We start from the raw sequence: 26,854 nt of genomic DNA on the forward strand, positions 1-26,854 counted from the left end.
AACAAGAAATCACATCGTATGAATTTTGAAGTACTAAATTAAAAATTCTGTACCCTCATAAATATGAAAAATAAAAATGCAATGCATATTTATGTAAATTCATGCATGGCTAATCCTTTAGGTATGATCAAGAATATCTACAACGCCATTCATTCCGCAATAAAAAACGCCCCTAAGCCATAAGCTTAGGAGCGTCTTGAACTGTGTTCAGAAATTAGATTTTAGATACTAATTCTGGAACTACAGTGTTCAAGTCACCTACTAACCAGTAGTCAGCTACTGAGTTAATTGGCGCTTCTTCGTCTTTGTTGATCGCAACGATCACTTTAGATTCTTTCATACCTGCCAAGTGCTGAATCGCACCTGAGATACCCACTGCGATGTACAAGTCAGGAGCAACGATTTTACCTGTTTGACCTACTTGCATATCGTTTGGTACGAAACCAGCATCAACTGCTGCACGAGATGCACCTTGAGCAGCACCAAGCTTGTCCGCTAATGGGTCAAGTACAGTGTGATAGTTTTCACCTGAACCAACACCACGACCACCTGAAACAACAATACGTGCAGCTGTTAATTCTGGACGTTCTGATTTCACGATTTCTTCAGAAACGAACTTAGAAATACCAGCATCACCAGTAGAAGCAACAGCTTCAACTGCAGCAGAACCGCCCTCGCTTGCAACAGCATCAAATGCAGTACCACGAACAGTCGCAACTACAACAGACTCGCCAGACTCTACAGTTGCAATCGCGTTACCTGCATAGATTGGACGTTTGAAAGTTTTAGGGCTTTCAACTGCAATGATGTCACTCAACATGCTTACGTCTAAAAGTGCAGCAGCACGTGGAAGAACGTTTTTACCTGTTGTTGTAGAAGCGGCAAGGATGTGAGTGTAACCCGCACCGATAGAAGCAACTAATTTAGCAACGTTTTCAGCCAATTGGTTTGCATAAGCAGCGTCGTCAGCAAGCAATACTTTGCTTACACCAGCTACTTTAGCCGCTTGGTCAGCAACTGCTTGAGCGCCTGAACCAGCTACTAATACAGTGATATCACCACCGATTTTTTGCGCTGCAGCAACAACGTTAAGAGTTGCACCATTTAGTGCTTTGTTGTCGTGCTCAGCGATAACTAAAATACTCATGATTTTTATCCTTCTGTATTAGATCACTTTCGCTTCGTTTTTCAATTTGTCTACAAGCTCGTCTACAGACTTCACTTGTACGCCCGCTTTACGTTCTGCTGGAGCTTCAACTTTAACAGTTTTAAGCTTAGTCGCAGGTGAAACGCCATAATCAGCAGGTGACTTAATATCAAGCGGTTTTTTACGCGCTTTCATGATGTTTGGAAGAGCAGCATAACGTGGCTCATTCAAACGTAAGTCAGTTGTGATGATTGCAGGAAGTGCAAGTTCAACAGTTTGTAAACCACCGTCGATTTCACGAGTCACTTGTACTTTGTCGCCTTCAACTTTAACTTCTGAAGCGAAAGTACCTTGGCCAGCACCTAAAAGCGCGCCAAGCATCTGACCAACTTGGTTAGAGTCGTCATCAATTGCTTGTTTACCAAGAAGGATCAATTGAGGTTGTTCAGCTTCTACAACACCTTTTAGGATTTTTGCAACTTCAAGTGCACCTAACTGGCTGTCGTCAGCTTCAACAAGGATACCGCGGTCTGCACCAAGCGCCATAGAAGAACGGATTTGTTCTTGAGCTTCTTTAGGACCAATAGAAACAACAACGATTTCTGAAACAGTTCCTTTTTCTTTTAAACGAACCGCTTCTTCCACTGCGATTTCACAGAATGGGTTAATTGACATTTTAACGTTCGTTAAGTCAACACCACTGTTGTCCGGCTTAACGCGAACTTTAACGTTGGCATCAACCACACGTTTTACAGCAACAAGAGCCTTCATGTAATCCTCGGCTGTTTTAGCAAATGTAAATGTTGAGAAAAGTTATATTAACTCTTCACTTTAAATTTTTTAGGTGCCCTATCTTGCAATGTGTACGGCATTTCGGTCAAGTCACAATTATCGAAAGACCTGTAAAAAAGCGTAATTTCCTTGAACTTATCGTTCACATTTTTTAAAGAATGCTTCAGTTATCCAAAAAAACGCATTATTCAGTTATTTTTTAAGCATTGATTTTTATTATTTTTTTACTTGATTTAGCTCATCAAAAGATCTGATTTAATATCAATTTTCGATCAATCTTTCTTAAATAGAGCTTTCTCTCTACACATTCGGCAACATATCTAAACTTGTCATTTAAGATAGAAGCATAATGAATTTAGCGCTGATTTCACTTTTCTGAAGCTAATTGGCGTGTTTTTCTCCCTTTCTTATTCTTAATATCTGTCGATATTCAGCACATATAAAAAAACCTCCGCTTTCACGAAGGTTTTAGTTAAGGCATTTAGCCCATTTTACATTTGCGTTTTAATTGGCAATTAACCACGTCGCAGCAAGAGCTAATAAACCACCTGATGTACCATCAATCCACTTTTGTTTGCGTTCGTCGATTTCAGTTTTTTGTGTAATACGTGCAAAGACCACACTCAAACTACAATACACCACAAATATCAGCCCAATAAAAATGAAGGACAAAATCAAGCCTTGGCTCACGGTATTCGCTGATTTATCGATAAATTGCGGCAAAATTGCAAAATAAATCAACATACCTTTCGGGTTCAGTAAAGCCGTAAAAAAGCCTTTTTTAATCGGGTTTGACGCTGACTTTTTCTCAATACTTAATTTTTTACTGCTAAATACTGAACGTAGCAAATGCGTCGCCAAATATAAAAGATAAGCAATCCCCAACCAGCGGATTGTTTCAAAGAGTAGTGGAAATGACACGATAATCGCAGCAATACCCAATGCCACCAAAATCGAGTGAACCAAGTAACCTGAACACACACCTACTGTTGCCATCATGCCTGCTTTTGCATCCTTACCCATCACTTGTGACAGGATAAAAAGCATATCGGGTCCTGGTGTGAAAATAAGGGGAATTACCGTTAAGGCAAATAAAGCAAATACAGACATTTCAATTTTCCCTTTCTATGTCCTGAAAGTGAAATTAGTATGTTTGAATCGCTTTAAAATAGGATATCAAATATTCTATAATAGATATTATTTTTAGAATTATATTCTATTTTATGAAGACATCTTCTAAGTCAATTCTAGTTAAACTAGATCGTATTGATAAAAATATCATTCGCGCACTTCAAAATAATGGTCGTATGCAAAATAATGACTTAGCCAAGGAAATCGGACTCTCTCCTTCTTCTTGTTTACGTCGGGTCAAATTACTCGAAGAGGCAGGTGTGATTCAGAATTACACCACAGTGGTCGATCCACAAAAAATTGGCTTTCAATTGATTCTATTCTCTCGTATTTGGTTAACTGGGCAAGATGCTGAAACCATCGATACTTTTATCGAAGCGATGAAAGAACTTCCTCAAGTCATGGAGTGCTACATTATTTTGGGTGAGTGCGATGCAATGCTCAAAGTAGTGGTGCCTGACCTAGAAAGTTACCGCAAATTTCAGTCTACGCACTTAACCAAGAAAAATGGCATCACCAGTGTAAAGACTGATTTACCAAGCCAAATCATCAAACAAAGCTTCCAGTTACCGTTAGAAGATTTATAACCACACAATTGATCTACCAACGAGCAACTCAAGCATCAGAAACGACGAAGCTGATACTACACGCTTGGCAATGTAGTGACGCAGTTATTCACAGCCTCGAATGCAAATACCTAGCTATGCGGTATTTCCTTATATTTTAAGCAAAGAAAAATAATGATTTGCGGCACATTTGCAGCAATTGAATAGGAAATATCTAGGAGGTCTTTGAGCTCAATTGCTCAAGTAGGAAAACCATTGATTGGATTGACAGGCTCTCGCTATCAAAACTAAACGAATTGAATTACTAAGCAGCGAAACGGATTGGCATTTAGAAATTTTTGTTTAGGCAACTAAGCTATGCAAAGAAGATCAACACTCTAACGCTCTGCTCACAAGCATCTCAACATGTCATGGAGCGAGTGATATAAGGGCTAAACATTCAAATCCAATGAAGATAGCCCATGAGTTGTATATTTGCAGGATAGTTTAGGCTGGCTGATTTTCCAAAAAGTCACGATGGATGTGGCTTAGGTCAATAAGTTCATATTGTGCCAAATCAAAAATACGCCAAATGGTGAGGGCATCTTCTTTGCTGTCAAATTTTACAGTTGCTTTATTGCTCAGCTGCCACTGTTTATCCGAAATCCAAATAAAGTATTGGCCCGTCGCCGCATTAAACGCCTGAACTTTACCATCCGCATTAATCCCTTGAAGCTGTGAGCCTTCAGGTAATACTGCTTCTATTTCAGGCAAACCAATTTCAACGAAGTGTTTGATTTGGCGTAAGCCGTATCCTGCAAAAATTTCTTTTTGCTGACCATTTAACTGGTCATATTTTTCTTGAATATCTGAAATCATGGTATGGCCTATATATTTTTTAACGGTACAGCAATTTAGTAAATGGCGAATTTCACTTCAGCACTTACGTCAATTCAATAATGGACAATTTTTATACCCGATAATTTGAATTTTTATAATGCGACAATAGTTCAAAATGTCGGTCAATTTTACCAATATTTTTTCACATCCTTATTTAACTTTCATGAAGCAGACCACTTTAGGATGCAAAATGTGAAATCTAGCCTATAAATTTAAGCAATATTTAGACCACTACGAGCCAAAGTCGTATTTGCAATTGTTACGAATCTTTATGCTGCGCCCGTGGATGGGCCTGATCATAAACTTGTGCCAATCGATCAAAATCCACATGGGTATAAATTTGCGTGGTGGTTAAATTACTATGCCCCAACATTTCTTGAACAGCACGCAAGTCACCGCTATTGGACAACATATGACTGGCGAAGCAATGACGCAATAAGTGCGGATGTAAATCGACATTTACACCTGCACGTTGAGCTTGAAATTTAACTCGATTTTCTATTTGTCTTACCCCGAGTGGATTACCTTTTTGGGTGATAAAAACTTGAGCTTCTGGGACAAAATCACCATGCCATGCAGGATATAATTGCAACCAATGCATCACAGCCTCTTTGGCTTTAGAACCAAAAGGTACAATGCGGGTTTTATTCCCTTTACCCGTAATACGTAACAGTTGGCGATTAAAATCAATATCTCGAATGGTTAAGCCCTGCACTTCTGCCAAACGTAAACCACTTGAATATAGCAGTTCCAAAATCGCTTTATCACGTATCCAAAGTTGTCGTTGAGTTTCACTTTCCGGCTCAGGCTGTTCCATGATTTGTTTAATGGTTTCAATATCAACCAATCCTGGTAAAGGACGTGATTGGCGTTTGAGCTGAAAATCATCTGCGGGATTAAAACTGAGATAATCCCCTTGTTCTGCCCATTTCATAAATTGGCGAATGGAGGACAACATACGCTGCAAACTACTTGGACTGAGCTGAAACTGTTCAACTTTATAAGCGACAAATTCACGCAGATCTGACTTTTCAACATCATGCAGTGGCAAGTTGCGTATTGTACAAAATTGGAGAAAATCACTGACATCGCGCTCATAAGCCAGTAGCGTGTGTTCTGACTGATTTTGTATTTTGCGCTCTTTGAGCCACATGCCAAGCAAAATTTGAGGATCAAAAACCTTGGACATTATCTCTCCTAAAACTGCTTTAAAAATGCAGAAATATGCACGGCACAAATATCTGCATGACTTGAGGCAAAGAGATGATCACCGCCTGCAATCACATGCAGTGAAGAAGATGCTAATTGCTGCTGCAAAAACTCACCTACAGCCACAGGACTGATGAAATCCGCATCCCCCCATAACAGCAGTACTGGCTGTCGAATATTTTCCAGTTGCGTGGCATAGTCTAGTTTTACTGTGCTAAACCAGTCTGGATAATCTAAATATTGCTGCTGATACGCCGTACGCCAGTCTTCAACTTGAAAAGCAGTCATATCGATACCGCCAGAAGTTGCAATCAATACTAGCCCTTTTACCTGTTCGGGCTTTTCAAGCGCAGCCTGCACGGCAAATATCCCACCCATAGACTGCGCAATAATAATGCACTCGTCCTGAATATGATCCAGCACATAACGGCTTAAACTTGAAAAATCCTGTACATCATCATGGGCTTGCTCATTTGCAAAAGCAGGATAAGCGACGATTTTCTGATCTGGATAATCTTGGATCTTTACAGCCAATGGTGTCCAAAAATCAGTACTACCAGATGCCCCTGGTAAAAAGATCAGCTGTGTCATAACGCACTTGTGTTTCAATACATTTTCATAGCATAGCGGAATTTCAGACATAAAAAAGCACCTTCAAATGAAAGTGCCCTTTTGTGCAGTGATATCCACTTAACCTTGGAAGTAGCTTAAATCTAAGCGTCCTTCGTAAACTGTTGCAGTTGGTCCAGTCATCCAGACTACACCACCTTCTTGCCACTCAATCTGTAGCTTACCACCTGCCAACTCAATTTCAACTGAATTGGCTAATAAACCACGACGCATACCTGATACTGCCGCTGCACAAGCACCTGTACCACAGGCCATGGTTTCACCGACACCACGTTCAAATACACGTAAGCGTGCATGTTTCTCATCGACGATTTGCATAAAGCCAGCATTTACTCGCTGTGGAAAACGCTCATGCGATTCGACTTGTGGACCAATTTTAGTGACGTCTGCGGTAATGACATCAGGAACGATCGTCACTGCATGCGGATTACCCATACTCACCACATCAATGGTGAGCTGTTCATTATTCGCCAATGCAATGTCGTATAAGTTTTCAGGCTCTTCCGCAATAAATGGAATTTCATGCGGTAAAAAGCGTGGATAACCCATATTAACGCGCACCCAACCATTCGCACCTAATTCAGGCTCTACGATACCTGACTTGGTTTGTACTTTGATTTTGGTTTTGCTGGTCAATTTACGTTCATGCACAAAGCGCGCAAAACAACGTACACCATTACCGCATTGTTCAACTTCCGAACCATCCGCATTAAAAATACGATATTTGAAATCGACGTTGGGTAAATCAGGTGGTTCTACAATCAAAAGCTGATCAAAACCAATACCAAAATGACGGTCGGCCAAACGCTGAATCGTCACTGTATCTAAATAAGCCCGTTGGCTAATCAGATCAACCACCATAAAGTCATTGCCAAGGCCATGCATTTTGGTAAATTCTAATAACATCTCGAATTTCTCCTTAAGGCAATAAACGTTCACGTTCCCATAATGATTCGATGGTTTCACGCTCACGAATCAAATGAGACTGATCACCGTCAACCATTACTTCAGCAGCACGTCCGCGGCTGTTGTAGTTTGAGCTCATGACAAAACCATAAGCACCCGCACCCAATACTGCAAGCACGTCATTTTCTTGAATCGCCAACTGACGTTGCTTACCGAGGAAATCACCGGTTTCGCAAATCGCACCAACAACATCCCAGTCTTTCTTTTCTGTATCTGCACGAGGCGTTACTTCCTGAATATCCATCCATGCTTCATATAAAGCGGGACGGATTAAGTCGTTCATTGCAGCATCAATAATGGCAAAATTACGATGATTGGTCGGTTTGAGTAAATCAACTTTGGTTAACAACACACCTGCATTTGCAGAAATACTACGACCCGGTTCCATATACACCTTAAGGCCTAATTTTTCTAAAGCCGGACGCATTGCCTGAGCATATTCTTCAACAGTTGGCGGAACTTCGTCTTTGTAAGTCACACCTAAACCACCACCAATATCAATGTGTTTTAGCTGAATATCCATCTCTTTCAGTTGATTGATCATCACAATGACACGATCAAGTGCATCAACAAAAGGCTGAGTTTCAGTCAACTGTGAACCGATATGGCAATCAATCCCGACAATCTCAAGATTTGGCAACGACGCCGCATACGCATAGGTGTCAAAAACGCTGTCTGAAGGAATACCGAATTTATTTTCTTTTAAACCCGTAGAGATATAAGGATGGGTTTTGGCATCCACATCTGGATTTACACGCAATGAAATCGGTGCTTTCTTACCCATTGCCGCAGCAACTTTTTGGATTCGATCCAACTCTGCATGAGATTCTACGTTAAAACATGCAATACCCACGTCCAACGCTTTTTGGATATCGGCTTCAGTTTTACCCAAACCAGAGAATACAATTTTAGAAGCTTCACCACCGGCTTTTAATACACGTGCGAGTTCACCACCCGTCACGATATCAAAACCAGCACCCTGCTTGGCAAGTACGTTTAACACCGCAAGATTAGAGTTTGACTTTACCGCAAAACAAATTTGATGGTCGATAAAGCTAAATGCACGATCCATATCTGAATAATGCTTTTCAAAAGTAGCTTTTGAATAAACATAAAGCGGTGTGCCATATTGCTGTGCAAGCTGTTGTAAAGAACATTGCTCTGCATGCAATACCCCATTCGTACGGGTGAAACTCATGAAAGTATCCTTTCTATAAAAGCATTAAGGTGTAGGGTTAGAATTTGAAGATTCCGATTCAGTTGCAACAGGTGCCGCTTGTTTTTCCTGCTTTTGCTGTGCAGGCGTATCTGGATAAATCAGATATTTTGCGCGCTTATCTGCATTTGCATCTGATGGTAAATGCAATGCACCAGACTGACCACAAGCGGTCAGCAGCAAAGCACTTGCTAATACAATAATTTTATAATTCATAAAACGATACATAAACGTACCTAATGAAAAGATTTTTCCGAGTATAACGTGATCAACCCGCGGATAAAAGAAAAGCCCTGTAATTCCAAGTGAGCTTTTTGCCATTCTGCACTAAATTTAAGCAAAATTTGACGGTGCTGTTTTCAATCCTTATTTGTCTTTATTTCTAGCTCGATCAGGCTATTGATTTCACTGAAATAGCTTATCAATTTGAATGCTGTTTTATACAAATTGAAGCGCTAATAAACAATCTGTTTTAACGCAAAATAAATCCATATCCAAATAAAAAAGCTGCCCCCTCAGGAGCAGCTTTTTATGTTTTTACATCAGTTCAAAAATGTAAATTAATGGTGCTTTTTCTTATAAAAACCGAAATAGCCAATAATCAAAATGATGAACCAAATTGGGCTCACCATAAGCGCTTTCATGGTATCTGCTTCTAGCGACAAGACATAAATCATGCCGATGAAGAAGATAATCACGAGCCAGCAGGTATATAAGCCACCCGGTAATTTAAAGGTTGACTTCGCATGCAACTCAGGACGAGTTTTATAGTAAACGATATAGCTCCAGATAATCATGAGCCATACACAGATAAATAAAATCGTAGACAGTGTAGTTGCTAAAGTGAAGGCTTCAACCGTGTTCGGTACGAAATACTGTAATGCCGCACCCAACAGTAAACAAACTGCAGAGAAATACAACGCATTTGCAGGAACTGCACGTGAGTTTAGACGACCAAACGCTTTTGGACCTTGCTCCTCACGAGATAAACCAAACAACATACGTGAAGTCGAGAACACACCACTATTCATAGATGACATGACTGATGACAACACCACCAAGTTCATAATAATCGCAGCAGCAGCAATACCGGCTTGGCTAAACAAGTTCACGAAAGGTGAAATGCTTGGGTCAATGGTATTCCAAGGTGTTACTGACATCACAATCACAAGTGCAAGCACATAGAAAATAATGATACGAATTGGAATCGAGTTCACAGCTTTAGGTAAGTTGTGCTCTGGATCTTTGGTTTCTGCTGCCGTAGTACCGACGAGTTCTACGCCAACAAAGGCAAAAATAGCAATCTGGAAACCTGCCAAGAAGCCGGTTACACCTGTTGGGAATAGACCACCATGCGACCATAAATGTGTGAATGATGCGATTTCACCTGTCGATGAGCTAAAGCCGGTAAAGATCATCCAAAGACCGACACCAATGAGCACCACGATTGCAATAATCTTAATCAGTGCAAACCAAAACTCTAATTCACCAAAAAGTTTAACCGTAACAAGGTTTAAACCCATGATAAACACAATGGCGGCAACGCTGATCATCACCCCTTCTTCGGGCGAGAACGGGTTACCTCCATTAAAGAATTGCAGGTAATAAATAATGGCCGATAAATCTGCAATCCCTATAGTGATCCAGCACAGCCAATAGGTCCAACCCACAAAATAACCTGCCCATGGGCCGATTAAGTCGGTTGCAAAATCGATAAAAGATTTATATTCAAGATTTGATAGTAATAACTCGCCTAATGCACGCATGACGAGGAAAACCATAAAACCAATAATCATATAGATAATAAGGATGGACGGACCAGCTAAACTGATGGTCTTTCCTGACCCCATAAATAAACCTGTACCAATCGCACCACCAATCGCAATCAATTGCAGGTGTCGGTTGGACAAGCTTCGTTTCAAATCGCCGCTATTAGCGTGCGATCCATGAATTTCATTTGACATTATTTAATTCAACTTCGCGTTCCAATTGCGACAAATTAACGTAAAAATTTCAGAAAATACAAAATTATTTTTCATCATCTATATTTTCGGATTAAGTGACAAAGTTAATTTATTTTTCTTATATATAAAAATCTTAGCGCCAGTTCACATTTTAAAGCGACCAATAAAACAACAATTTACTTGTAATAACTTAAATTTTATGCAAAAAATATTTTACCAACGATAAAAAAATTATGCCAAAAATCATGGAAGTTTCTAACAATGGCATATCAATTGCTACAGATATCAAAAATGTAGCATTCACTCACTCAGGGCCGATAAGAAGAAGATACTATGCAAGAAATTCAAAATATCATGGAAACACTCAGTGGATGGGTCTGGGGCCCATACATGTTGGTCCTCATTGTCGGAACAGGTGTATTCCTTACCTTCCGACTGCTTTTCTGGCAATTCCGCATGTTGCCTTTCGCATTCAAACAAGTCTTTGGCAAGCATCCTAAAGCCGATCATCATGATGGCGATATTTCACATTTCGCCTCACTCATGACCGCACTTTCTGCCACCATTGGTACAGGTAATATTGCCGGTGTAGCCACCGCTTGTGTACTCGGTGGTCCGGGCGCAGTGTTTTGGATGTGGATGACCGCGCTCTTTGGTATGGCAACCAAATATGGTGAAGGTGTACTCGCTGTAAAGTTTCGTCATAAAAATGAAAATGGCGAAATGAACGGTGGTCCGATGTATTACATCGAACGTGGACTTGGGCCTAAGTGGAAATGGTTGGCAGTGATATTTGCCCTATTTGGTACTTTGGCATCCTTTGGTATTGGTAGCTCAGTACAGTCCAATACTGTAGCACTTGCTGTTGAAAACAGCTTAGGGATCAGCACACTCACCACTGCAATCGTCATCACCATATTCTCCGCTCTCGTTATTTTAGGCGGGATCAAATCCATTTCTAAAGCCTCTTCATTTATTGTTCCAATTATGGCGGTAGGTTATGTCTTGGGTGGCTTAATCATTATTTTCAACAACCTTGAATTGGTGGTGCCTGCACTAAAAATGATCTTTAGCTATGCATTTACCGGCGAAGCTGCTGCAGGTGGTGCGATTGGTGCTGCGATTCGTTATGGTGTGGCACGTGGTGTATTCTCTAACGAAGCAGGCATGGGCTCTGCACCCATTGCCGCTGCGGCTGCAAAAACTGACCACCCAGCACGTCAAGGTCTTGTCTCTATGACAGGTACGTTCTTAGACACCATCATTGTTTGCTCAATTACAGGTATCGTACTTGTGATGGGCTTCATCATGGCGGGACAAAGCTTTGGTGATCAAACGGGTGCCGTATTAACGATCAGTGTTTTTGACAAACTACTGCCAGGCTTCGGTGGTTGGGTCGTGACTTTCGGTATTATTTTCTTCGCTTATTCAACCATTCTGGGTTGGAGCTATTATGGTGAAAAATGCTGTACATACCTCTTAGGTGAAAAGTCAGTACTGATTTATCGCTTAATTTACATCGCATCAGTCTTTGTCGGCTGTGTCGTAACACTCGATCTCGTTTGGTTATTTGCCGATACCTTTAACGGTTTGATGGCTGCACCAAACTGTATTGCACTGTTATTGCTCTCAGGCATCATTGTGAAAGAATCGAAAGATTTTATTGAACGTCGTAAATCAGGTGAGTTGTACTAATCCCTCCATCCTGCTCAACAAAAAGCCACGTGAATTCACGTGGCTTTTTTTATTCGGACTGAAAATCGATATTTACTTATTGAATCGTGCCAATTTGACCATCATCAAATTTGTCGTTTTTCGTATTACGTTCATTGGCTGCCTCATCTTTTGGATCTGATTCAGCATCTTCAATAAAGCCTTCACCAAATTGGTCACCAAACTCATTTTCAGCATATTCAGAATCTACAGCACTGGCTTCCATCAAATCAGCTTCGATTTCTAAGGCAATTTCCAAAGATAAAGAAAAGAACAATACCCCCTGAATTTTCATGTTCCCTTGTTCATCTTCAAGATATTCACTGAGGGTTTTATATGCAGGGCTGCTTTCATCAAAAGGCACGTCAAGGTATAAATCACCTGTATAGCTATCGATTAAAGACTCACCTTCTAGCCCCATACAAGGGAAATACTCGATATTTTGCAGGTCAAACCAGTGCATAACGTCATTACGTACCGTATTTTTCTCAGGATGTTGATGATCATATTCTTCAAAATGCACAAATAACACATCACGATTTTTTTCACGTGCGATGGCATCGATATGTCGTAATAGTTCAGTCATGTGGTGACCCATTTCAAAAAATATAATGCGCTATTATAAAGTGCTTACTATGTAAAAGTGCAGCTCTTGAAAATAAAACGACATCAATTGACCTTCAACAGTCATTTCATGCGATAAAAACTTGGTTTTTCGATGTATTCACCGCTATGCTGTGACTCAATTTGAGTTTGTGCACAGTAAATATTATGGCGAAAGCAAAAAGTGTCTATCGATGTGAACAATGTGGTGCTGATCATCCCAAATGGGCCGGTCAATGTACCGAATGTGGTGAATGGAATTCATTAGTCGAAGTCAATATTGCACCCGCCGTTACACACCGTGCACAGCCTAAAATGGGCGGTGGCTATGCAGGTCAAGCCGCTGCTGTGACCATCTTAAATCAAGTTTCCGTTTCGCATGAAACCCGAATGGCAACAGGTATTGGTGAATTTGACCGTGTGCTTGGCGGTGGACTGGTCACAGGTTCAGTAGTGCTGATTGGTGGTGACCCCGGCATTGGTAAATCCACTATTTTGCTACAAACCGCAACCTATATGGCGGCGAGTAAAAGTTCTGCCTTATATGTCACTGGTGAGGAATCTTTGTCTCAGGTGGCACTACGTGCCCAGCGCCTAGATTTGCCGACCGATCAACTCAAAGTCATGGCCGAAACCTGTGTCGAGCGTATTTGTGAAGTATTGGCACATGAACGCCCTGCCGTGGCCATTTTAGATTCGATCCAAACCTTATACACCGAGACACTCCAGTCTGCGCCGGGCGGTGTTTCCCAAATTCGTGAATCGGCTGCACTCCTGACCCGTTTTGCCAAAAACAGTGGCACTGCACTGTTTATTGTCGGTCACGTAACAAAAGAAGGCTCTTTGGCCGGCCCTCGTGTGCTTGAGCACATGGTCGATTGTGTTTTGTATTTTGAAGGTCAATCTGACTCTCGCTTCCGTATGATTCGTGCGGTGAAAAACCGTTTTGGTGCGGTCAACGAGCTTGGGGTATTTGGCATGACCGATAAAGGTCTGCGCGAGGTATCAAACCCTTCCGCCATTTTCCTTAGTCGTTATGATGAAGCCATTCCGGGCTCTATCGTCATGATTAGCCGTGAAGGTACACGCCCACTTTTGGTTGAAGTTCAAGCTTTGGTGGATGATGCACACGGACAGCCTCGGCGTGTGGCCTTAGGTTTAGAACAAAACCGTTTAAACATGCTTTTAGCGGTTATGCACCGTCATGGTGGCGTACAAACCGCAGGACAAGATGTCTATGTCAATGTCGTCGGTGGTTTAAAAATCACGGAAACCGGTTCTGACCTTGCGGTACTTTTAGCTTGTGCCTCTAGCTTAAGAGCTAAAGCATTGCCACAACATTTGGCAGTCTTTGGCGAAGTCGGACTTTCAGGCGAAATCCGTCCTGTACCCAATGGACAAGAACGACTCAAAGAAGCCATTAAGCATGGTTTTAAAACCATTATTTTACCGCGTGGGAATGCACCGCAAAAACCCATTTCAGGTGTAGAGATTATTTCTGTCGCACGTTTACATGAGGCGTTGAGTCAGGCAATTACGCTCACCGATGAGTCTTAGTCACGTTGAATAGTTTATTTTGAATGAATTTTCAATTTTTTACTGATGTTCTATTGAAATTCAGTACAAATGGCGGCATAACTAGATGGCTATTTTAACTTTATATAGATATAGGAAAATTTGATGGAAGTTCGACAGCGTGGTTTGATGACTGCTCTTTTAACAGCAGCCCTTTTGGTAGCGCCGATTGCAGAAGCGAAACGTGCCGGTGGTGGTAAAAGCCATGGTATGAGCCGTCAAGCTGCTCCAACTCAGTCTTATCAGCAACCTCGTCAATCTGCTCCTGTTCAACAGCCTGCAACTGCTGGCGCTCCAGCAAAATCTGGCTCGAATGTAGGCGGAATGGTTGCTGCTGGTGTGGCTGGTGCTGCAATTGGTGCTGTCGCTGCAAATGCAATGGCCGATGACAATAATGGTCAAGCAGCTTCTGAAGCGCAAGCTCAACAACAGGAAGAGAAAGGTGGTATTCCAGGCTGGATCTGGATTTTACTTGCCGCAGCTGTTGCCTTCTTCATTTTCCGTAAGATGGGCGCAAAAAAAAAACTAGCCGCTAACAATCCTTATGCGCCAAACAGCGGTGCAAACAATGCACCGTTTGGCCAACAAAATGCTGCACCTCGTGCAGGCAATGACAATACGAATATTTTTGGTAATTCTGTAGGCGGTAATTCAGCTTCAAATGCTCCATTTGGTGCAGCTGCTGCAACGAACGCGCCTTTTGGTGCCGCTTATACTAATAGCGGTAATCAATTGCCTGATGGTACAGAACCAGCAACATTCTTACGTGTTGCACGTCAGCGTTTTAACCACATTCAATCGATGAATACGGCAAGCAACATTTCTGAAATTCAGCGTTACTTAACGCCTGACCTATACCAGTCTATGTATAACGACATTATGGCGAACAAAGATGAAGACGTTGCTGAGTTTTCAAACTTAAATGCTATGGTGGTCGATTCTGCGAACGAAAATGGTCAATACGTTGTAAGTGTGCGTTTTACAGGTACTGTAAGTGAAGACTTAAATAGCCTGCCACAGCCATTTGCTGAAGTATGGCATTTTGTTAAACCTGCGGGTTCTGATCAAGACTGGTTAGTTGCAGGCATTCAACAAGAGCAATAATGTAGACATTTAAGCATTCTTGCATTCTAAAATAGCGACTTCGGTCGCTATTTTTTTGCCTTTAATTTCCCTCATTTAAATCCATTTCTACTCAGCATGCTGAAAAATCAATAATTTTGTGAATACATTATTCTAATTATTAATAATAATTGTTATCATTTAGATTAACTTTAATACAATTTCCAAGCGCTTAAGTATTTTATGAATAGCTCACCACCTGAGGCACTCGTGACACCCCTCACATCTGCGCTGCCTAAAACGCGTAAAGACACCCCCTCTCTATTGACCTATCGCTTGATGATTTTCTATCGCTTTGCCCTCGCTTTAGTGGGCGGATATGTTGTCGCGATGCTATCTGCAATCGTAATCGCAGATGTATTTAGCGAAGACCGTGGAAGTGCAGCCATGAGTGCAACTTTAATTGCATTTATCCTGTGGAGCTGTGCATTTATTTGGGTCTTTATGGTGAATAAAGCCCTCAAAGCAACTTTAGGCATTGTGATCCCTGCGGTGTGTTTGTATGCCATTTACATGATGATGGGAAGCTAAAATGCGTGTTGATGCAAAAGTAGAGGGACCGCGTCAGTCCATGTCTTGGCTGCATACATGGGCTAGCCTCATCTTAGGTTGGTTGCTATATGCTATTTTCCTGACTGGGACCCTAAGCTTCTTTAAAAATGAAATCAATGTTTGGATGACACCTGAGCTGCATCAATCTGTTCCAGCCAGTTCACAAGTCCAACAAACTCAAGTCGCACTGAATTATTTACAGCAAAATCATCCAAATGCAGGTGCTTGGAATATTTTGCTGCCGAATACGCGTCAAAATGCCACATTAATTACCGTTCGTGAACAAGGTGAAGACCCTCGCGCACGCCGTGGTGGTAAACAAATCTACATTGATAGTGCTACAGGTGAAGTACTTGAGCCGCGCGATACACGTGGTGGTAATTTTCTCTATCGTTTCCATTTCGAACTATATGGCATGCCACGTATGTGGACACGATGGTTTATCGGGATAGCGACACTGTTGATGTTAGTTGCCATCATTAGTGGTGTGATTACTCATAAAAAAATCTTTAAAGATTTCTTTACCTTCCGTTCAGGCAAAGGACAACGTTCTTGGCTCGATGCACATAATGCTACCGCAGTATTTGCGCTTCCCTTCCACATCATGATCACCTTTAGTGGCCTATTACTGCTGTTATTTACGATCATGCCTTGGGGGATTGAACGTATTTATGAAAACCGGGGACAATTTTTACAAGAACAAAATCGTGCCTTAGTTCAGGAAAATAAACCTGAAGGACGTGAATCTGCTCAAGGACGCGAAGAACGTGGCGAACGCCCACATCAAGCCCGTACCAATTCTGCACAAAACCAAGGCGAAAATCGTGCTGAGAGCCGTGGTGAAGGTCGAGGAGATCGTCGCTCTAAACGTGAAGAGCAACCTGTCGTTGCTGCGCCGTTGACCAACTTAGCGCCGATCGTGACCGCAGTTCAGGCTGAATGGAAAACTAATCCTATTAGCACCGTTAGCATCATTGCACCGAATACAGACCAAGCAAAAATTGAACTACGTGCCTTACATGGTGAAAGTGTTGCGTATCGAAATGTCTATGCAAGCAAACAATTTGATGGCGTAACTGGCAAAGACTTAACTGACGAAAGTGCCAAGTTAAAGCACCCTTCTGTACCGATGGGTATTTACAATGTAGTGACTACGCTGCATGAAGCACGCGGTGTAGATTTAGCACTACGTTGGCTGCTGTTTATTTCAGGGATTGTAGGCACCCTGATGGTCGCTACAGGTCTCATTCTGTGGTGTGTAAAACGTGCGCCTCAACAGCAGAAACAAGGCTTTAAATCATTTGGCTACCGCACGGTTGAAGTGACCAATATTGCAGCGATTATTGGTTTGCCGATTGCCTGTGCAGCATTTTTCTATGCCAACCGTTTTATTCCAGCACAGCTTGAAAACCGTTCGGAATTAGAAATTCGTAGTTTCTTTATTGTTTGGCTACTGACGCTCGTTTATGCGATTTTCCGTACGCACCGTCAAGCGTGGCTAGAACTTTTAGCTTTTGCCACAGCAATTTTTGCCTTACTGCCGATTGTAAACTTCATGACTGGTGGTCAAGCGCTTTGGAATACCATGGCAAATGGCCAATGGATGATTGCATCCTTTGATCTTGCAATGTGGCTTTTGGCTATCTTGTTTGCCTATTCATTTTACAAAGTGAAAAAGCATAAAGGGCTGCCTGTTAAAAAAGCGCGTGCCACAAAGGAGGCTGAAGCATGATGTTCTTTCTCCTGATTTGGGCACTGAGTAGCTTAGGCTTTTTTGCCTTGGCAAACAGCATGTCTAAACATCAAAAGCAGTTCTACAGCAAAGAACTTAGTGTGGCCCAAACACGCTTAGCCACGCTGGTCGGCTGGGCGCTATTGATCATTGCCTTACTACTTTGCCTCTCACTTGGCACGCCGAGCAATAACATCAGTTATTGGTTTGGCGCGCTGACCATTGCGGCTTTATTTGTCGGGCTATGTATTAGTTATATCGCTGAATATTTTTGGAAAATTATTGGTGCATTAGTTGTCATATTTGTATTGTCAGCTGTGTTATTGAAATTTTAATTCTTTAGACAACCATCTCTAAACATTCTCTAAACATTGAAAGCCAATCTTCGGATTGGCTTTTTTCATGCCAACCGATTAGGCTATGCCTATTCTGCTCTTTTGGATTACACATGTCTGAACTTTCAATCTCTCCTGCTTTATATAACCGCGCCATGGCAGGCAATAAAGATGCTCAATTTGAACTGGCTGAAATTTATATGCAAAGTGAAAATGATGAGCATGTTGAACTTGCTGAAGAATGGGCACTCAAAGCAGCTCAGTTAGGTCATGTAGAAGCAATGTATTGGCTGGGTGAAGGCTATGCAGTCTATGCCAAAGACATGTTGGAAGAAGATCCTGAAGAATCTAAAACCTATTTTGAACATGCACATCGCTGGTTAGAACAAGCGGCAAAACATGACCATCCTGCCGCTATTTTAGAATTGGCCAATTTTTACCGTCGCGGCGATGTGGTGGAAAAAGATGTCGCTAAATCCATTGAACTGGTTGAACAATCTGCAAATTTAGGTGAAGTTCAAGCCATGCGTGATTTAGCCTTTATTTATGCCAATGGTTTAGGCATCGACGCTGATGAAGAAAAAGCAGATTTTTGGAATGAAAAAGCCAATGTGGCTGAGCAATAATCCAATTATTTTCTAAAAAATAAAGCCCATCTCATGATGGGCTTTTTGCTTTTAACAAAATGGCTCAGCTCGCCACATAGTTATTTACATCCACAGTAATCACTTGTCGGCAAATGCCCTCTGCCCCACGCTGCTGTTCAAATACGTCTGCTGGCATTGCATCAAAACTGTCAAAGAAACTGATTTCTGTTTCGTCAATGTCATACACCAAAGAATGATTCCCCACGCCCTCTAGGGTATCGTAATAGACAATCACAAACTGATTTTGTTCAAAGGCCTGCTGAATTTGTGCATAGCCAATTGCGGGTAATACAGGCAGTTCCAATTGATCCGCTTCTGCATAGCTGCGTTTTTCACTGTCTTGCAGCTCAGGATCATGCTCTGTGTAAAACTTGACTTGAAAGCCAAACTTTTTCAGTCCTACAGCCAAACCAATGGTTGTTGTTCCTTGGCCAGCTTCATAAGCGCAAACTTCGATGAGCTGCTGAATGTCTGCATCTATACCTAAGTGCTGCAGCAACATCCACACCGCATAAATGCCACCATTGGCTTCTAAATTTGCCAACTCATCAGGTATTTCCATCGACATATATCAAAACTCAAAATTGCTTATGGACGATGATAAACAAATCGCAGCAGTTTTGCCTGCAAGTTTTAATCTAGACCTGATTTCACATGTACAAAAATAATGTCCAAATCTTGTTTAGGTACAAAATTCTTTTCAACCATTTGAAACTGCGTAGCGCTGATTTTCTTCACTTTTCCTGCCCAGCAAAAAGAAACCAGCTCTCCTGCATCACGCTCAATCGTCAATTTAAAATCTTGAATAGGCTTTGCCCAATTGGCGCCTGTTTTTAAGATATAGCCCAGCGCTTGAAATGGTGCATGCTGTGATTTGGCCTTTCTGAGTCCTGCCTTAAACTTTTGATCCATACAATAACTTTGATTATATTCATCAGGATATAAAGCCACAGACCCACCCACCAGCGGTGCATATTGATGCTGTACACGTGTGAGCGCATTGGCTTTAAAGGTTTGCTTCCAGCTATAAATCACCTGAGATGACCATGAAATTTCTTCACTCAAATCTTTGGGCAATACTTTTTGCAGCGCTGCATTTTTACAGCTTCTAAGCTTTGTCTCAAAAGTTTCATATTCAACATCTTGCCTGCTCCACGGATTCAGCATGTCTTTTTCCGTAAATCCGCATTGCTTAAAACTCTCAGTCATATCTATCGGCGCTGTTTTCTCATCTTTTTGAATAAAAGTGCGTACATGCATTTCGGGCTGAATCGTTTTTCCATTCACTTGAACTTTAAAACTTTTGAGCAGCTTTTCTGTATTGGCAAAATCTGATTCAAAGAAGTTTTCTATTTTTGGCAACGGAAATAAGACCGTCTCAGTCACATCTTGATTGCTTAAATTTTTGAACAGGTAATCGACCTTAATGATTTTTTTACTGATAAACAGGTCTTCACTGAACATTTGAATGTCTTTATTTTTCAGGTATTGCACACCGCCTGTTGCCACATAACCCGTTGAGTCATTAGACATGGTAAGCACCGGCCAAAACATCAATAAAGCCATTAAGGGTTTAATCATTCTTCTTATACTCCCAAGCGATTTATTAAATTTAAATACTCACAGCTTAATTTTACAGATCAAGAAATCTATAAGTCAGATATTAACCAATTTCAGATTGGAACAAAACGTAATTCCAAGTACAATACTGCGCTAGTCGAGGGATGCTGCGACTTTCTTATAGACACTAAATATAAGATCGCTAGGCTCGACGATTCGGTTAAAACACTCGTTTTTAATCAACAACGGCATCCGCGAACTGAATGATCAATTGTTTTTATTAAGGAGATCGTGATGAACGCGGTTAATGCTTCATTTACAGATTACAAAGTTGCCGATATTTCACTAGCTGACTACGGCCGTAAAGAAATCAAACTTGCTGAAGCAGAAATGCCAGCACTTATTGGCCTTCGTAAACGCTATGCAGCAGCTAAACCGCTTGCTGGCGCGAAAATCCTAGGCTGTATCCACATGACAATTCAAACTGCAGTTTTAATTGAAACTCTAGTTGAATTGGGCGCAGAAGTTCGTTGGACTTCTTGCAACATCTTCTCTACGCAAGACCATGCTGCTGCTGCAATCGCGGCTGCTGGTATTCCAGTTTTTGCTTGGAAAGGCGAAACTGAAGAAGAATACATGTGGTGTCTTGAACAGCAAATCAATGTAAACGGCACACCTTGGGATGCCAACATGATTCTGGACGATGGCGGTGACTTAACTGCACTTGTTCATGAAAAATACCCAGAAGTGATTGCTAAAATCCACGGTATTACTGAAGAAACCACTACAGGTGTTCAACGTCTTTACGAAATGCACCGTGACGGTACTTTAAAAGTTCCTGCAATCAACGTAAACGACTCTGTAACTAAGTCTAAAAACGACAACAAATACGGCTGCCGTCACTCTTTAAATGATGCCATCAAACGTGGTACAGATATGCTTTTATCTGGCCGCCGTGCGCTTGTAATCGGTTATGGCGACGTAGGTAAAGGTTCTGCTCAATCACTTCGTCAAGAAGGCATGATTGTACGCGTAACTGAAGTTGACCCAATCTGCGCAATGCAAGCATGCATGGATGGTTTCGAAGTTGTTGCTCCGTACACAAACGGCGTTCAAACTGGCAAGAAAGAAGACATCAACCTTGACCTTCTTCAAAATACTGACTTGATCGTAACGACTACTGGTAACTACCACGTATGTGACGCAGCAATGCTTGATTCATTAAAAGCGGGCGCTGTAGTTTGTAACATCGGTCACTTCGATACTGAAATCGACACGAACTACCTACGTGGTTACAAGTGGGTTGAAGTGAAGCCACAGGTTCACCAAGTGTATCGTACAGAAAATGAAAACGATTACTTGATCCTTCTTTCTGAAGGCCGTTTGGTGAACCTTGGTAATGCAACTGGTCACCCTTCACGTATTATGGATGGTTCTTTTGCTAACCAAGTATTGGGTCAAATGCACCTATTCGCTGAAAAATTTGCTGATCTTCCAGAAGATCAAAAACAAGCTGCAATCCACGTAGAACTTATTCCTAAGAAATTAGACGAAGAAGTTGCTGCTGCAATGGTTGCAGGTTTCGGTGGCGTATTGACGACTTTGACTCAAGAACAAGCTGACTACCTAGGTGTTCAAGTTGAAGGCCCGTTCAAAGCTGAGGCTTATAAATATTAATTGACCCTCACCCCATCCCTCTCCCAGAGGGAGAGGGTGACAGCTTCGTTAAATTGTATTCAGGATTAAAATCTTATCAATTTAATAAGCTGGGTGTTTAACCCTGCATAATTCAGTAATGAATACTCCTCTCCCTTTGGGAGAGGTCAGGGAGAGGGTAAACAAATAGTATTTATAAAAAAGGATTTGAACATGTCAAAACAGATTCCTATTTCCTTTGAGTTCTTCCCGACCAAAACTGATGCGGGCGCGGAAAAACTTAAAGTTGTACACCAAGAACTACAATTATTAAATCCTGAATTTTTCTCTGTAACATACGGCGCAGGCGGTTCTACCCGTGAACGCACTTTGTCTACATTGAACGATTTCAACGGTAAAGGCACGCCTGTTGCTCCTCACCTGTCTTGTATTGGTGACAGCAAAGAACGTATCGCTGAATTGCTGGATTTGTATAAATCGCAAGGCATTGACCGTATTGTTGCGCTGCGCGGCGACTTGCCGTCTGGTCAGGTGGGCTTAGGCGAATTGCCTTATGCAACTGACTTAGTGCGTTTCATCCGTGAACATACAGGTGATCACTTCAAAATTGAAGTTGCCGCATACCCTGAAATGCATCCACAAGCAGACAGTTTTGATCTCGACATCAAACGTTTTTGCGACAAAGCCAATGCAGGCGCAAATGCAGCATTGACCCAGTTCTTCTTTAATCCAGATGCCTATTTCTACTTTGTAGAGCGCATTCAAAAAGAAGGCGTGAACATTCCTGTAGCGCCAGGCATCATGCCGATTACCAATGCAAGCAACTTAATCCGCTTTGCTGATGGTACAGGTGCAGAAATTCCACGTTGGATTCGCAAACAGCTTGCGACTTATGGCGACGATACCGATTCAATCAAAGCCTTCGGTCATGAAGTGATTGTTAAACTTTGCGAACGCCTGATTGCTGGCGGTGCACCAAGCTTGCACTTCTACACCATGAACACCACTGACCCTACACGTCAACTTGTGAAAGACCTCGGTCTTGCATAAGACATTTCGACCTTTTTGAGAGTAAAACTTTAATGCCACGTTTTTATATTGAAGCTGATTTAACTGTTGATACGACTGTTGAATTAACGGAAACAGTGTTTCATCACTGGGTAAAAGTTTTACGTGCTCAAGTGGGCGAAACTGCCACTTTGTTCAATGGGCAAGGTGGCGAATATCATGTTGAATTGGTTGAAGTCGCTAAAAAGTCGGCTGCCGTCCAAGTTTTGCAATTCAATCCAAGCAATCGCACACCACATTTTACGGCGCTCTTGGGTCAAGTGATGAGCAAAGGCGACCGAATGGATTATGCGATTCAAAAAGCGGTGGAACTCGGTGTTTCTGAAATTCAACTACTCACATCCGAACGTTGTGAAATGCGTTTGAAGTACGATCGTGATCAAAGGAAACTCGACCATTGGCAAGGTATTGCCATTGCTGCATGTGAACAATGTGGTCTCAACATTGTCCCTAAAGTCCTTGCGCCCCTTTCCCTTGAAAAATGGCTGGAGAGTAATCTGCCGACTACCAAGTTGGTACTCGCACCCAATAAAGATGAAGTTGATGTATTAGCTGATGCTGACCCGCACTTTGCCTTACTGATTGGCCCTGAAGGTGGCTTGAGCGAAGCCGAGATCAGCGCAGCAAATGAGAAAGGTTTCGTGAACTGGTGTATCGGTGAACGTGTCCTTCGCACAGAAACTGCACCCGTAGTTGCACTTTCAATTTTAAATTATAAATTTATTTAATTTTTACTCGATAGTTCATCTGAAAGCATCAATGATGGCATCCTTGATATTGCTTTTTATTTGTAACGCAATTACCCTAGAGTCAATAAAAACAAATGATTTGTTACTAAGAATAAACAAATACTCTCAGGAACAATACAAATACAACGATCTAAATTTGGTTAAGGCAGGATTTTTATATTCATGACGTATAAACAAGATGAATATATCAAGCAGTACAATCATACTGCTCAAATTGCGAACACGATTCGCCATAGCCGCTATTTTTTAGTCAGTATTCTGATTATTTGCTTATATATTTTTTCGATATATCAAATTTTTTATAAATCGCCATCTTTATATTTCAATATTTGGTTTATTTTTACCGAAGTTTTTGTCAGTTTATGCTGGCTGATTAGCACCGTTTATTTTAAACCCGAACAATATTCACTGATAATTGCGCATCGTTGGCTACAGTTTCAGTGTTTTTCAGTCGGTACGCTGATTGCGAGCGGTATCTTTTTAATTTTTTACTATTTACCTGCGACCAATCAAAGCTTTGAACCGATTCAGGCCTTAACGCTCTCCGCCCTACTCTTGATCGTGACGCAAACCTTTGGTTTGACCTATTTAACGCAAAAACTCAATTATTTTTGTTTAGCATTTATTCCCTCTATTGTGCCGTATCTGATTGCACAGTTCTTTTTCTTAGATGGTTCAAATCACTTATTTAGCCTGAGTATTAATTTTGGGCTCATTGTGATTCTAATGTGCGCCATGACGTCATATCGAATTCATCGTCGTGTATCGACTTTACATGCAAAAAACAACCTACTGGTTGATAGTGCCAAGCAACAAGTCAAATGGACTGATGAACTGTGTCAGCAGCTCCAAGACGAAGTCAACAAATCAAGAGACATCGAATTACAACTACAGCTAGGTAACCAAATCCTTGAACAGAAAGTTAAAGAGCGGACCTTCGACATTGAGCAAATGAACAAGGATTTAGAAAACCAACAGGCCAATTTAGTCCTTGCGCATGAAATTGCCGGTTTACGTCCTTGGGATTGGAATATCAAAGACCGTAAAATCGTTGTCACCAACTATAAGCAAGAAAAAACCCTTAGACATTCGAAAGAGCATCAGCAACAGTTACAACATGTGATCCATCCTGATGATATCCCTCATTTTAAGTCGGCGATGATTCAACATCTACGTGGATTTAAAGACCGTTATGAGGCCACCTATCGGATTCAAAACAGTCAAGGAAAATGGAGTTGGGTACATGATATTGGACGGGTCATTCAACGCGATCCAGATAATCGTAAGCCATTGCGCATGGTCGGTATTCGACGTGATATTCATCAGGAACGGACCTCTCAAGAACGTTTAAAACTTGCAGCCAGCGTACTCGAACAAGCTGCTGAAGGGATTTTCATTTTAAATGAAGAGCTGTGCTATATCGAAGTCAATCCGTTTTACGAACAATTAACTGGATTTAACTACGACCAGATTATTGGCAAACATCTATTTGATATCACAGCAAATTACAAATCAATTCAACGCAGTATGCACTACTCGATCATTAAACAAGTGCTGAAAATTGGTGAGTATGATGGTGAATTGCACGAAAAATTTCTTTCAGGTAAAGAACTGACGCTGTGGATGCATATTAATGCTATTACTGATGATCAAAACCGCGTTACCCATTATATCGGGATTGTCTCAGACCTGACCGAACGTAAATTGCAAGAACAACGTTTATCTTATTTAGAAAACTATGACACCTTAACGGATTTACCGAACCGTTTTTATTACAACTATCAACTGCATCAATATTTAGTTTCACAGCAAGATTCGATTAAACAATTGGCCGTTATTCGTTTAAACATCGACCGTTTCCGTCCATTAAATGAATACCTTAGCAACAATGGTGGTGATGAACTGTTACGCCAAGTCGCACAGCGTTTACGTCTGACCAATGCCGAAGCATTATTTGTTGCGCATTTAAATGGCGATGATTTTGCGATTGTGTATGAAATTTCACACATCCGCCCTTCTGTGCAAGAGCATTGTGAACGCATCAATAAAGCCTTTAGCATTCCATTTAATATTTTTGGCCAAGATCATGTTATCACTTTATCGATGGGCGTCGCGTTCTACCCTGAGCATGGCCGTCAGCTAGATTATCTAAATAATTGTGCAGAACAAGCGCTGAGCGAAGCAAAAAATTTAGGTGGCAATACCACACGTTATTATTCCAATGAAAATACCGCATTATTAGAGCAAGGGATCTTCTTGGAACGAGACTTGCGTAAAGCCATTCAAAATAATGAGCTGGTGGTGTATTACCAACCGAAGATCAATTTCCGTGATAAAAATATTTATGGTTTTGAAGCCTTGGTGCGTTGGAATCATCCTGAAAAAGGCTTAATACCACCTGGCTTATTTATTCCTTTAGCAGAACAAACCAGTTTAATTTCGGATATCGGGCGTTTTGTCCTGCAAAAAACTGCACAGCAAATTCGTTTTTGGAATAATTTGGGTTATCAAAATATTTGTGTATCCGTCAATATTGTCGCGCAGCAACTGCGCCGCGGACAATTGTTAAATGATCTTGATGAAGCGATTGATGCCAATCAAATTGATGGTGCTAGTCTGGAACTGGAAATTACCGAATCTTCTTTGGTCGAAAATTTAGATTCAGTACGTGAACTGTTAAACGAAATCAAAAAACGTAAAATCAATATTTCACTTGATGACTTTGGTACGGGCTACTCATCATTATCTTATCTAGCTGATTTCCCAATTGATATCTTAAAAATAGACCGCAGTTTTATCTCTAAAATTGGTGAAAATAAACAATTGGCCATCGTCAGTGCCATGATTGCCATGGGCAAAGCGATGGGCATGACGGTAGTCGCTGAAGGGATTGAAACTGAACAACAGTTACAGTACCTACAAGACTTAGAATGTGACATTGCTCAAGGCTATTTTTTCTCTAAGCCATTGCCACAAGAAGAGGCGACTGTGTTCCTTGAAAATAATATCTCTTCGCCTGCTTATACATACTTAATATAAGTC

General features: G+C 41.3%; 24 protein-coding genes and 1 pseudogene. 12 read left to right on the top strand and 13 right to left on the bottom strand.

The genetic code is table 11. The features are described from left to right. Positions 1-214: 214 nt before the first annotated feature. From B1202_RS09745 to B1202_RS09755, 3 genes are all read right to left on the bottom strand, one after another. The gene (locus B1202_RS09745) at positions 215-1,147 is read right to left on the bottom strand and encodes an electron transfer flavoprotein subunit alpha/FixB family protein (protein WP_078190402.1); all 933 of its coding nucleotides are present in this window, start codon (positions 1,145-1,147) and stop codon (positions 215-217) included. An 18-nt stretch (positions 1,148-1,165) separates the two neighbouring features. Next, positions 1,166-1,918, bottom strand: coding sequence for an electron transfer flavoprotein subunit beta/FixA family protein (locus B1202_RS09750; RefSeq protein WP_078190403.1), 753 nt, complete (start codon positions 1,916-1,918; stop codon positions 1,166-1,168). Positions 1,919-2,443: 525 nt separating this feature from the next. Next, on the bottom strand, positions 2,444-3,049 hold the full coding sequence (locus B1202_RS09755) for a LysE family translocator (protein ID WP_078190404.1): 606 nt from the start codon (positions 3,047-3,049) through the stop codon (positions 2,444-2,446). 113 nt (positions 3,050-3,162) lie between these two features. Here B1202_RS09755 and B1202_RS09760 point away from each other — a divergent pair, with 113 nt between their 5' ends. Next, entirely contained in the window at positions 3,163-3,657 is a 495-nt protein-coding gene (locus B1202_RS09760) for an Lrp/AsnC family transcriptional regulator (RefSeq protein ID WP_078190405.1), read from the top strand. A gap of 465 nt (positions 3,658-4,122) precedes the next feature. Here B1202_RS09760 and B1202_RS09765 read toward each other — a convergent pair whose 3' ends face one another. From B1202_RS09765 to B1202_RS09795, 7 genes are all read right to left on the bottom strand, one after another. Further along, positions 4,123-4,494: a hypothetical protein gene (locus tag B1202_RS09765; protein ID WP_078190406.1), complete on the bottom strand. Its 372-nt coding sequence runs from the start codon at positions 4,492-4,494 to the stop codon at positions 4,123-4,125. A 280-nt stretch (positions 4,495-4,774) separates the two neighbouring features. Next, positions 4,775-5,704, bottom strand: a complete 930-nt coding sequence (locus tag B1202_RS09770) for a tyrosine recombinase XerC (RefSeq protein ID WP_078190407.1) — start codon at positions 5,702-5,704, stop codon at positions 4,775-4,777. A gap of 8 nt (positions 5,705-5,712) precedes the next feature. Then, positions 5,713-6,315, bottom strand: coding sequence for an alpha/beta fold hydrolase (locus tag B1202_RS09775; protein WP_078190453.1), 603 nt, complete (start codon positions 6,313-6,315; stop codon positions 5,713-5,715). Positions 6,316-6,414: 99 nt separating this feature from the next. After that, the gene (gene dapF, locus B1202_RS09780) at positions 6,415-7,260 is read right to left on the bottom strand and encodes a diaminopimelate epimerase (protein ID WP_078190408.1); all 846 of its coding nucleotides are present in this window, start codon (positions 7,258-7,260) and stop codon (positions 6,415-6,417) included. A gap of 13 nt (positions 7,261-7,273) precedes the next feature. Then, a complete protein-coding gene (gene lysA, locus B1202_RS09785) occupies positions 7,274-8,518 on the bottom strand; it encodes a diaminopimelate decarboxylase (RefSeq protein WP_078190409.1) in 1,245 nt (414 codons plus the stop codon). 24 nt (positions 8,519-8,542) lie between these two features. After that, positions 8,543-8,752, bottom strand: coding sequence for an LPS translocon maturation chaperone LptM (gene lptM / locus B1202_RS09790; RefSeq protein ID WP_416202522.1), 210 nt, complete (start codon positions 8,750-8,752; stop codon positions 8,543-8,545). 344 nt (positions 8,753-9,096) lie between these two features. Then, positions 9,097-10,500 carry an amino acid permease gene (locus B1202_RS09795; protein WP_078190411.1) on the bottom strand — a complete coding sequence of 468 codons (1,404 nt, stop codon included), beginning with the start codon at positions 10,498-10,500 and terminating at the stop codon, positions 9,097-9,099. A 333-nt stretch (positions 10,501-10,833) separates the two neighbouring features. Here B1202_RS09795 and B1202_RS09800 point away from each other — a divergent pair, with 333 nt between their 5' ends. After that, on the top strand, positions 10,834-12,195 hold the full coding sequence (locus B1202_RS09800) for an alanine/glycine:cation symporter family protein (protein ID WP_078190412.1): 1,362 nt from the start codon (positions 10,834-10,836) through the stop codon (positions 12,193-12,195). 247 nt (positions 12,196-12,442) lie between these two features. Here B1202_RS09800 and B1202_RS09805 read toward each other — a convergent pair. After that, a pseudogene (locus B1202_RS09805) lies at positions 12,443-12,799 on the bottom strand (hypothetical protein); the annotation flags it as partial. A 185-nt stretch (positions 12,800-12,984) separates the two neighbouring features. On the opposite strand from B1202_RS09805, the gene radA reads away from it, so the two are divergent. From radA to B1202_RS09835, 6 genes are all read left to right on the top strand, one after another. After that, positions 12,985-14,373: a DNA repair protein RadA gene (gene radA / locus B1202_RS09810; protein WP_078190413.1), complete on the top strand. Its 1,389-nt coding sequence runs from the start codon at positions 12,985-12,987 to the stop codon at positions 14,371-14,373. 123 nt (positions 14,374-14,496) lie between these two features. After that, positions 14,497-15,495 carry a Tim44 domain-containing protein gene (locus B1202_RS09815; RefSeq protein ID WP_078190414.1) on the top strand — a complete coding sequence of 333 codons (999 nt, stop codon included), beginning with the start codon at positions 14,497-14,499 and terminating at the stop codon, positions 15,493-15,495. A gap of 201 nt (positions 15,496-15,696) precedes the next feature. Next, on the top strand, positions 15,697-16,044 hold the full coding sequence (locus B1202_RS09820) for a hypothetical protein (RefSeq protein ID WP_078190415.1): 348 nt from the start codon (positions 15,697-15,699) through the stop codon (positions 16,042-16,044). A gap of 1 nt (position 16,045) precedes the next feature. Then, positions 16,046-17,797 (top strand): PepSY-associated TM helix domain-containing protein, encoded by a 1,752-nt coding sequence (locus B1202_RS09825; protein ID WP_078190416.1) that lies wholly within the window; start codon positions 16,046-16,048, stop codon positions 17,795-17,797. Beyond that, a complete protein-coding gene (locus B1202_RS09830) occupies positions 17,794-18,132 on the top strand; it encodes a DUF3325 domain-containing protein (protein ID WP_078190417.1) in 339 nt (112 codons plus the stop codon). The genes B1202_RS09825 and B1202_RS09830 overlap by 4 nt, the downstream gene beginning before the upstream one ends. A gap of 113 nt (positions 18,133-18,245) precedes the next feature. Continuing rightward, on the top strand, positions 18,246-18,758 hold the full coding sequence (locus B1202_RS09835) for a tetratricopeptide repeat protein (protein WP_078190418.1): 513 nt from the start codon (positions 18,246-18,248) through the stop codon (positions 18,756-18,758). 64 nt (positions 18,759-18,822) lie between these two features. On the opposite strand, the gene B1202_RS09840 is transcribed toward B1202_RS09835, so the two are convergent. Both B1202_RS09840 and B1202_RS09845 read right to left on the bottom strand, forming a co-directional pair. Beyond that, a complete protein-coding gene (locus B1202_RS09840; protein ID WP_078190419.1) occupies positions 18,823-19,347 on the bottom strand; it encodes a cysteine peptidase family C39 domain-containing protein in 525 nt (174 codons plus the stop codon). 65 nt (positions 19,348-19,412) lie between these two features. After that, the gene (locus B1202_RS09845; protein ID WP_078190420.1) at positions 19,413-20,360 is read right to left on the bottom strand and encodes a DUF4424 family protein; all 948 of its coding nucleotides are present in this window, start codon (positions 20,358-20,360) and stop codon (positions 19,413-19,415) included. Between the two features lie 273 nt (positions 20,361-20,633). Between B1202_RS09845 and ahcY the strand changes: the two genes are divergently transcribed. From ahcY to B1202_RS09865, 4 genes are all read left to right on the top strand, one after another. Further along, entirely contained in the window at positions 20,634-22,016 is a 1,383-nt protein-coding gene (ahcY, locus tag B1202_RS09850) for an adenosylhomocysteinase (protein ID WP_078190421.1), read from the top strand. Between the two features lie 192 nt (positions 22,017-22,208). Beyond that, positions 22,209-23,045, top strand: a complete 837-nt coding sequence (gene metF / locus B1202_RS09855; RefSeq protein ID WP_078190422.1) for a methylenetetrahydrofolate reductase [NAD(P)H] — start codon at positions 22,209-22,211, stop codon at positions 23,043-23,045. Between the two features lie 32 nt (positions 23,046-23,077). Continuing rightward, positions 23,078-23,791, top strand: coding sequence for a 16S rRNA (uracil(1498)-N(3))-methyltransferase (locus B1202_RS09860; protein WP_078190423.1), 714 nt, complete (start codon positions 23,078-23,080; stop codon positions 23,789-23,791). A gap of 183 nt (positions 23,792-23,974) precedes the next feature. After that, positions 23,975-26,851, top strand: coding sequence for an EAL domain-containing protein (locus B1202_RS09865; RefSeq protein ID WP_078190424.1), 2,877 nt, complete (start codon positions 23,975-23,977; stop codon positions 26,849-26,851). The last annotated feature ends 3 nt before the right edge of the window (positions 26,852-26,854 follow it).

This window comes from Acinetobacter amyesii, assembly GCF_002018365.1.
In the GTDB taxonomy this organism is placed as follows: Bacteria; Pseudomonadota; Gammaproteobacteria; order Pseudomonadales; family Moraxellaceae; genus Acinetobacter; species Acinetobacter amyesii.

Coding starts and splice junctions, on each gene's coding strand:
- B1202_RS09745 (WP_078190402.1), bottom strand. CDS start 1,147: ATGAGTATTTTAGTTATCGCTGAGCACGACAACAAAGCACTAAATGGT.
- B1202_RS09750 (WP_078190403.1), bottom strand. CDS start 1,918: ATGAAGGCTCTTGTTGCTGTAAAACGTGTGGTTGATGCCAACGTTAAA.
- B1202_RS09755 (WP_078190404.1), bottom strand. CDS start 3,049: ATGTCTGTATTTGCTTTATTTGCCTTAACGGTAATTCCCCTTATTTTC.
- B1202_RS09760 (WP_078190405.1), top strand. CDS start 3,163: ATGAAGACATCTTCTAAGTCAATTCTAGTTAAACTAGATCGTATTGAT.
- B1202_RS09765 (WP_078190406.1), bottom strand. CDS start 4,494: ATGATTTCAGATATTCAAGAAAAATATGACCAGTTAAATGGTCAGCAA.
- B1202_RS09770 (WP_078190407.1), bottom strand. CDS start 5,704: ATGTCCAAGGTTTTTGATCCTCAAATTTTGCTTGGCATGTGGCTCAAA.
- B1202_RS09775 (WP_078190453.1), bottom strand. CDS start 6,315: ATGACACAGCTGATCTTTTTACCAGGGGCATCTGGTAGTACTGATTTT.
- dapF (WP_078190408.1), bottom strand. CDS start 7,260: ATGTTATTAGAATTTACCAAAATGCATGGCCTTGGCAATGACTTTATG.
- lysA (WP_078190409.1), bottom strand. CDS start 8,518: ATGAGTTTCACCCGTACGAATGGGGTATTGCATGCAGAGCAATGTTCT.
- lptM (WP_416202522.1), bottom strand. CDS start 8,752: ATGAATTATAAAATTATTGTATTAGCAAGTGCTTTGCTGCTGACCGCT.
- B1202_RS09795 (WP_078190411.1), bottom strand. CDS start 10,500: ATGTCAAATGAAATTCATGGATCGCACGCTAATAGCGGCGATTTGAAA.
- B1202_RS09800 (WP_078190412.1), top strand. CDS start 10,834: ATGCAAGAAATTCAAAATATCATGGAAACACTCAGTGGATGGGTCTGG.
- radA (WP_078190413.1), top strand. CDS start 12,985: ATGGCGAAAGCAAAAAGTGTCTATCGATGTGAACAATGTGGTGCTGAT.
- B1202_RS09815 (WP_078190414.1), top strand. CDS start 14,497: ATGGAAGTTCGACAGCGTGGTTTGATGACTGCTCTTTTAACAGCAGCC.
- B1202_RS09820 (WP_078190415.1), top strand. CDS start 15,697: ATGAATAGCTCACCACCTGAGGCACTCGTGACACCCCTCACATCTGCG.
- B1202_RS09825 (WP_078190416.1), top strand. CDS start 16,046: ATGCGTGTTGATGCAAAAGTAGAGGGACCGCGTCAGTCCATGTCTTGG.
- B1202_RS09830 (WP_078190417.1), top strand. CDS start 17,794: ATGATGTTCTTTCTCCTGATTTGGGCACTGAGTAGCTTAGGCTTTTTT.
- B1202_RS09835 (WP_078190418.1), top strand. CDS start 18,246: ATGTCTGAACTTTCAATCTCTCCTGCTTTATATAACCGCGCCATGGCA.
- B1202_RS09840 (WP_078190419.1), bottom strand. CDS start 19,347: ATGTCGATGGAAATACCTGATGAGTTGGCAAATTTAGAAGCCAATGGT.
- B1202_RS09845 (WP_078190420.1), bottom strand. CDS start 20,360: ATGATTAAACCCTTAATGGCTTTATTGATGTTTTGGCCGGTGCTTACC.
- ahcY (WP_078190421.1), top strand. CDS start 20,634: ATGAACGCGGTTAATGCTTCATTTACAGATTACAAAGTTGCCGATATT.
- metF (WP_078190422.1), top strand. CDS start 22,209: ATGTCAAAACAGATTCCTATTTCCTTTGAGTTCTTCCCGACCAAAACT.
- B1202_RS09860 (WP_078190423.1), top strand. CDS start 23,078: ATGCCACGTTTTTATATTGAAGCTGATTTAACTGTTGATACGACTGTT.
- B1202_RS09865 (WP_078190424.1), top strand. CDS start 23,975: ATGACGTATAAACAAGATGAATATATCAAGCAGTACAATCATACTGCT.